Source organism: Flavobacterium sp. (assembly GCF_029945805.1).
GTDB lineage: Bacteria > Bacteroidota > Bacteroidia > Flavobacteriales > Flavobacteriaceae > Flavobacterium.
On the sequence record NZ_JAQSDH010000049.1, the window covers coordinates 109,140 to 115,415 of the forward strand.

Sequence of the window (6,276 nt, forward strand, 5' to 3'; positions counted from 1 at the left end):
CAAAAAGGGAGCGACTACCAACTAATAACTGAGCCCTGAAAACTTTTTAATGCGCTTCTAACCAATTTTTTCCCATTCCAATTTCAACATCTAAAGGCACTGCCATTTTAAAAGCATTTTCCATTTCGTGTTTAATCATGGGTTGAATTTTCTCCAATTCGGAATTGTGGACGTCAAAAACAAGTTCGTCATGCACTTGCAATAACATTTTTGATTTCCAATTTTCATCTGTTAATTTTTTGTAGATATTAATCATTGCAATTTTGATAATATCTGCAGCACTTCCCTGAATTGGAGCGTTAACCGCATTTCGCTCTGCGCCACTTCTGACCATCATGTTGGCCGAATTGATATCTTTTAAATACCGACGTCTTCCTAAAACCGTTTGCACATACCCATTTTCACGCGCAAAATCGACTTGTTCTGACATATAGGCTTTCAGTTTGGGATACGTTTGATAATAGGCTTCAATCAAATCGGCACTTTCTTTTCGAGATAATGAAGTTTGGTTACTTAATCCAAAAGCAGAAACGCCATATATGATTCCGAAATTTACCGTTTTGGCATTGCTTCGTTGTTCTTTTGTAACTTCTTCAAGTGCAACATTGAATACTTTCGCAGCGGTACTTTTGTGGATGTCTTCATGGTTTTGAAATGCTTTGATCATGTTTTCTTCGCCCGAAAGTGCCGCAATAATTCGAAGTTCTATTTGCGAATAATCGGCAGATACTAAGGTGTGATTTTCATCTCGTGCAATAAATGCTTTTCTGATTTGTCTTCCACGTTCAGTTCGAATCGGAATGTTTTGCAGATTCGGATTGTTCGAACTCAAACGACCGGTTGCTGCAACAGTTTGCATGTAATCAGTGTGAACGCGATGCGTATTTTTATCCACTTGGTTTGGTAACGCATCAATATAGGTACTTTGCAATTTCACCATTTGGCGCCATTCTAAAATATCGCGCACGATTTCATTATCATTTGCCAAGTAGGATAACACTTCTTCACCCGTTGCGTATTGACCTGTTTTGGTTTTCTTTTGTTTGGCTCCGCCGATTTTTAGTTTATCAAATAAGACATCTCCCAATTGTTTTGGAGAAGCTAAATTGAATTTTTCTCCAGCACTTTCATATATTTTTTGTTCCAATGCACCGCTTTCCTTCGCCATTTCCACTGACATTTTCTTCAAAAAATCTTCGTCTAGATTGATACCTTCCATTTCCATTGCGGCCAACACTGGAATTAGTGGAATTTCGATTTCATCAAATAACTTTTTAGTTTCGGCTTTGTCTAAAATTGGACTGAAAACTTCTTTTAATTGTAATGTAATATCCGCATCTTCCGCAGCATATTCTTTAATATCTTCCAAAGCTACATCCCGCATGGATTGTTGACCTTTACCTTTTTTTCCAATTAAGGTCTCGATAGATTTTGGCGAATATTTCAAATAAGTTTCCGATAAAACATCCATATTGTGACGCATGTCTGGATTAATTAGATAATGCGCGATCATCGTATCGAATAATTTTCCTTTGATTTGAATTCCGTATTTCGACAACACTTTTAAATCGTATTTCACATTTTGCCCGATTTTTTCAATGGCTTCACTTTCGAAAAAAGGTTTAAATTTTTCAACCAAAGCATGTGCTTCTTGTTGATTTTCGGAAACTGGAACATAAAATGCTTTTCCCTTTTCCCATGAAAAAGACATCCCTACCAATTCGGCATTCAACGCATCGATTCCGGTAGTTTCAGTATCAAAACAAACCGAAGATTGGTTCATTAAGTTTTGCAAGAACAGTTTCGTTCCTAATTCGCCTTGAATACTCGTATAATTATGATCCGTGTTTTCTAGAGTTGCGTAATACGAATGTGGTTTTGCCTCTTCTCCTTCGTTATCGGAAAAACCGAATAAATCGAATTGATCTTCGTTGGATTTTTTTATGACCGTTTTTTTTGTGGCCTGCGGAATTTCAGAAGTGTTGCCATTGGTGTCTATTTCGTCATACTCTTTTCCAGTCCCAAAATATTTGTCAAACTGCGCTTTCATTTGACGGAATTCAAGTTCCTGAAACAATGCATCCGTTTTTTCTACATCGGGTTTAGACAATTCGTAATCGGATGCATCAAAAGTCACCGGGCAATCTAATAGAATTCGCGCTAATTTTTTGGATAAGATTCCGAGTTCAGCATTAGCTTCAATTTTATCTTTCATCGCACCTTTTAGCTTATCGGTATTTGCTAAAAGATTTTCCATTGAACCAAATTCTTTCAATAATTTTTTGGCGGTAACTTCACCAACTCCAGGTAATCCCGGAATATTATCGGCTGCATCGCCCATCATTCCAAGAAAATCAATGACTTGTTCTGGATGTTCAATTTCAAATTTGGCCAACACTTCTGGAATTCCCCAAATTTCTATGTCATTCCCCATTCTTGCGGGTTTGTACATAAAAATATTTTCAGAAACCAATTGGGCAAAATCCTTATCTGGTGTAACCATAAAGACTTGAAAATTTTCTTTTTCAGCTTGTTTTGCTAAAGTTCCAATTAAATCATCGGCTTCAAAACCGGCTTTTTCAATAATCGGAATGTGCATCGCTTTTAATAATTCTTGAATATACGGAACTGAAATTTTTATAGCTTCGGGTGTTTCGTCGCGATGTGCTTTGTATTCTTTGTACATTTCATAACGGTAATCACTTCCGCCCTTGTCAAACGCAACTGCTAAATGATCAGGTTTTTCGCGTTTGATGACATCCATTAAAGCATTCATAAAGCCCATAATGGCAGAAGTATCCATACCTTTTGAATTGATCCGAGGGTTTTTTATAAAGGCATAATAACCCCGAAAAATCAAGGCATAAGCATCAAGAAGGAAAAGGCGTTTTTGTGACATAATCGTATTGGTTTTAGATTCTAAAATACATTCAGAATGAGGTGTAAAAATAGGAATTTGAAATTAACCTTTTGGCATAATCCTAAACTAAAGTTAAACTTTTTTAAACGTTTAGTTCTTCATCTCAACTTCATTTTACGCATGTAGTTTTGCCCAGTACTCAAATGATAAAACAATTTAAAATAATAGAAATAATGAAAAGTTTACTCTTGATCGTATCGTTATTTTTCGCTGTTGTTCTGCATGCTCAAGATGAAAATTCAAAAGTTGTTGTACCGACACTTAAGGTGGTAAAAGAATTTCAAAAAGATTTCCCAAAGGTTAAAGCAGTTTGGAGAACAGATTACGCTGGAGCCGATAGCGATCAATTGTGTTATGAAGGTGATTTTGTGGTGAACGAGATAAATATGACGGCAGTTTACAGTGCAATCGGAATATTTAAGGTCTTAGAAATTGAAATCAAACCAGCTGAAATTCCCGCTAAGGCAAGCAGTTATTTGGCAAAAAACTATCCAAAAAACAAAATTAATAAGGCGGCAAGAATGATGACAAACACTAACAATATCACCTATGAAATAGGGATTACACTTAATGATAAATCGACAGATGCTGTTTTTAATAAAGAGGGAGATTTTTTAAGAATGGTTCAGAAGGATTAGAAATTTTGTTTTTAGAGATTGTAGGTTGTAAAAGTCGGCGAAGGGATTTGCCGGCTTTTTTGATTACTTTTACTAGTGCTTTTATACCTTATATATGAATGTTTTAATTGTTGAAGATTACAAAGAACTCGCAACCGAATTGGTAGATTATCTTTCCAAAAATGGTTATTTATGCAAAGCGGTTACGACTTGTGAAGATGCACTGGAAGAGATTGCCGTGAACGATTATGATGCGATGTTGCTTGATTTGGGTTTACCCGATGGGAACGGTTTTGACATTCTGAAAGCTGTTCGGAAATTGAAATCAAAAATTGCTGTTATTGTGATTACGGCTCGTGGCGAACTGGATGACAAAATCAACGGATTGGAACTTGGAGCCGATGACTATTTGACAAAACCTTTCGCTTTAACCGAACTTGGCGCTCGATTGTTTGCTGTTATTAGAAGAATTCACGGGTTTACTGCGAACGAATTAAACATTCACGGATTTTCGATTCAGTTACAGGATTATAAAGTCAGTTTTGAAGACAAACCGATTGCTTTGACCAAAAAAGAATTTGATATTTTTCAATATTTAGCCTTGAATAAAAACCGAGTTATTACCCGATTGCAGCTTACGGAACACGTTTGGGGTGATATTTTAGAAGTCAATTCTGATTCTAATTTTATAGATGTTCATGTTCGAAATCTCCGAAAAAAATTAGTGGCATTTTCGACTTTAGATTGGTTTGAAACCGTGAGAAATGTGGGTTACCGAATAACGTTGTAAATGAAAATCAAACATCAGTTAGCGGTTTTCAATTTAATAACACGATTGTTAATCATTGTGGTGCTTTGGTTTGCACTTCCGGTTTTGGTTGAGAAAGTGGTCTATTCGCATATTGACAACAGTATTTTAGAAAAAAAACAGAAGTTTATCCAGCATTTGGACACGAAAGAAATTAATGATTTCATAAATAGAAATGACTCCACCGAAACGTACGCCAGTTTTTCCAGTTTGCACAATGAATTTTTACAACTATATTTAGGAAAGAATAATTTTACTAAAGACAAAAGCACTTTCATTAACGAAAGGAGAATTATAGAAGATGAAGAAAATGAGTACCGCGTTTTGTACTATAATTTCACCTACGGAAACTCTAATTATGTGCTTGAAATTGGGAATAGCTTAAGCGAAATAAATGATTTGACCTTTACCATTCGGTTTTTTACTTCGGGCTTGCTTCTCCTTACGATGCTGATTACCTTTTTAGCAGATACTTTTTTTATCGAATACCTTTTAAAGCCTTTTTATAAAATCATCAATTCTAAAATTAGGCATGTAAATGAACCCAATGGTTTTGATTATACCGAAATCAGTACACATTCCGCCGATTTTAAGGAATTGGATTTGGTTTTGAACCAGATGATGTTCCGCATAAACGATTTGTTTCAGAAAGAAAAGCAGTTTATTGCGAATGTTTCCCATGAATTGCTGTCGCCGATTTCACTTTTAAAAAACCGTTTTGAAAATTTACTTCAAAATGAATCTATTAATGATGAAGGCGTTGATAAGATTGTGAGTTCGTTGCGCACATTAGACATACTCAAAAAAGTGATTAATAATTTATTATTGATTTCTAAGATTGACAACAACCAGTTTGCGGATAACGAAAACATTTCGATTAAGGAAATCATTGCCGAAATTCTAGAGGATTTTGAAGATCGGATTGATGAAAAGCAACTTACTGTTGTAAACGAAGTCAATGCTGATTTTGTCTTTTTAGGAAACCGCACTTTGATTCGGATTATGTTCAATAATTTAATCGTAAATGCCATTAACTATAATAGTGAAAACGGAAAAATTACTTTGCAAAATGGTTTTTCTAATAATCATTATTTGGTAAGCATTACCGATAGTGGAAAAGGAATGACGGAAGCGCAACAAGCTATAATTTTTGAGCGTTTTAGCCGAATCGCTGTGGATCAGGAAGGCCAAGGATTAGGTTTAGCCATTGTAGAAAGTATCGCTAAGTTTCATCATCTTGAGATTAGTGTAAGGTCTAAAATTGGTGTTGGAACAACCTTTGCGGTTCAGTTTCCAATTGTTCTTCACTAAAGGTAGTCCACAGCAGATTTTCTTCGGTTTATTAGTAACGAAAAAGTTATCGTTAGCCCCGATGGTAGCGGCATCTCCCGATTTATCGGGAATACAGCGAACAGCGGGACCAAACGTTCTTAAAAACGTAAAGGTTCTGCTCCTAATTTCGAAACAAATCAGGCAATTGCCAATGTAACGTTAAACTGCACAAACCAGTTTCAATCTTCATTTCATCTTCATTTGGCAGGTATACATTTGTCCTATAAATAACAACAACGTTATTCATTTAATTTTTAAAAATAGAAATCATGAAAAAAGTATTTATGTTGGCAGCTTTAGTATTAGGAACAACTGCAATGGTAACAGCACAAACGGCTCCAGCAGCAAAAGCAGAGGTTAAAAAAGAAGTTAAGCATGCTAAAAAACAAGCAGCTAAAGCTGAGAAAAAAGCGGACAAAGCTACAGCAGCAGCAGTAAAAGCCGATGCATCTGCAACAAAAGCTGAAATGAAAGCAAAAAAATAATTTGCTTCTATAAGTGTAAAAGGCCAACAAGAAATTGTTGGCCTTTTTAAGTTTATTACTTGTCTTGTCCTGAAATAGCGATACACAAAAAAGTATCCTTATGGAAAAACATGA

At 35.5% G+C, this 6,276-nt stretch carries 5 protein-coding genes; 4 read left to right on the forward strand and 1 reads right to left on the reverse strand.

The window, feature by feature from the left end; translation table 11 throughout:
• Window positions 1–46: 46 nt before the first annotated feature.
• A complete protein-coding gene (polA, locus tag PSU83_RS14140) occupies window positions 47–2,902 on the reverse strand; it encodes a DNA polymerase I (RefSeq protein WP_300590204.1) in 2,856 nt (951 codons plus the stop codon).
• A 191-nt stretch (window positions 2,903–3,093) separates the two neighbouring features.
• On the opposite strand from polA, the gene PSU83_RS14145 reads away from it, so the two are divergent.
• From PSU83_RS14145 to PSU83_RS14160, 4 genes are all read left to right on the forward strand, one after another.
• A complete protein-coding gene (locus PSU83_RS14145) occupies window positions 3,094–3,558 on the forward strand; it encodes a hypothetical protein (RefSeq protein WP_300590199.1) in 465 nt (154 codons plus the stop codon).
• A 94-nt stretch (window positions 3,559–3,652) separates the two neighbouring features.
• On the forward strand, window positions 3,653–4,327 hold the full coding sequence (locus PSU83_RS14150) for a response regulator transcription factor (RefSeq protein ID WP_300590200.1): 675 nt from the start codon (window positions 3,653–3,655) through the stop codon (window positions 4,325–4,327).
• On the forward strand, window positions 4,328–5,656 hold the full coding sequence (locus PSU83_RS14155) for a HAMP domain-containing sensor histidine kinase (RefSeq protein WP_300590201.1): 1,329 nt from the start codon (window positions 4,328–4,330) through the stop codon (window positions 5,654–5,656).
• A 290-nt stretch (window positions 5,657–5,946) separates the two neighbouring features.
• Window positions 5,947–6,162 (forward strand): hypothetical protein, encoded by a 216-nt coding sequence (locus PSU83_RS14160; protein WP_300590202.1) that lies wholly within the window; start codon window positions 5,947–5,949, stop codon window positions 6,160–6,162.
• Window positions 6,163–6,276: the final 114 nt, after the last annotated feature.

Excerpts from the sequence above, each read along its gene's own strand:
- PSU83_RS14145 (WP_300590199.1), top strand. The coding sequence starts at position 3,094 with ATGAAAAGTTTACTCTTGATCGTATCGTTATTTTTCGCTGTTGTTCTG.
- PSU83_RS14150 (WP_300590200.1), top strand. The coding sequence starts at position 3,653 with ATGAATGTTTTAATTGTTGAAGATTACAAAGAACTCGCAACCGAATTG.
- PSU83_RS14155 (WP_300590201.1), top strand. The coding sequence starts at position 4,328 with ATGAAAATCAAACATCAGTTAGCGGTTTTCAATTTAATAACACGATTG.
- PSU83_RS14160 (WP_300590202.1), top strand. The coding sequence starts at position 5,947 with ATGAAAAAAGTATTTATGTTGGCAGCTTTAGTATTAGGAACAACTGCA.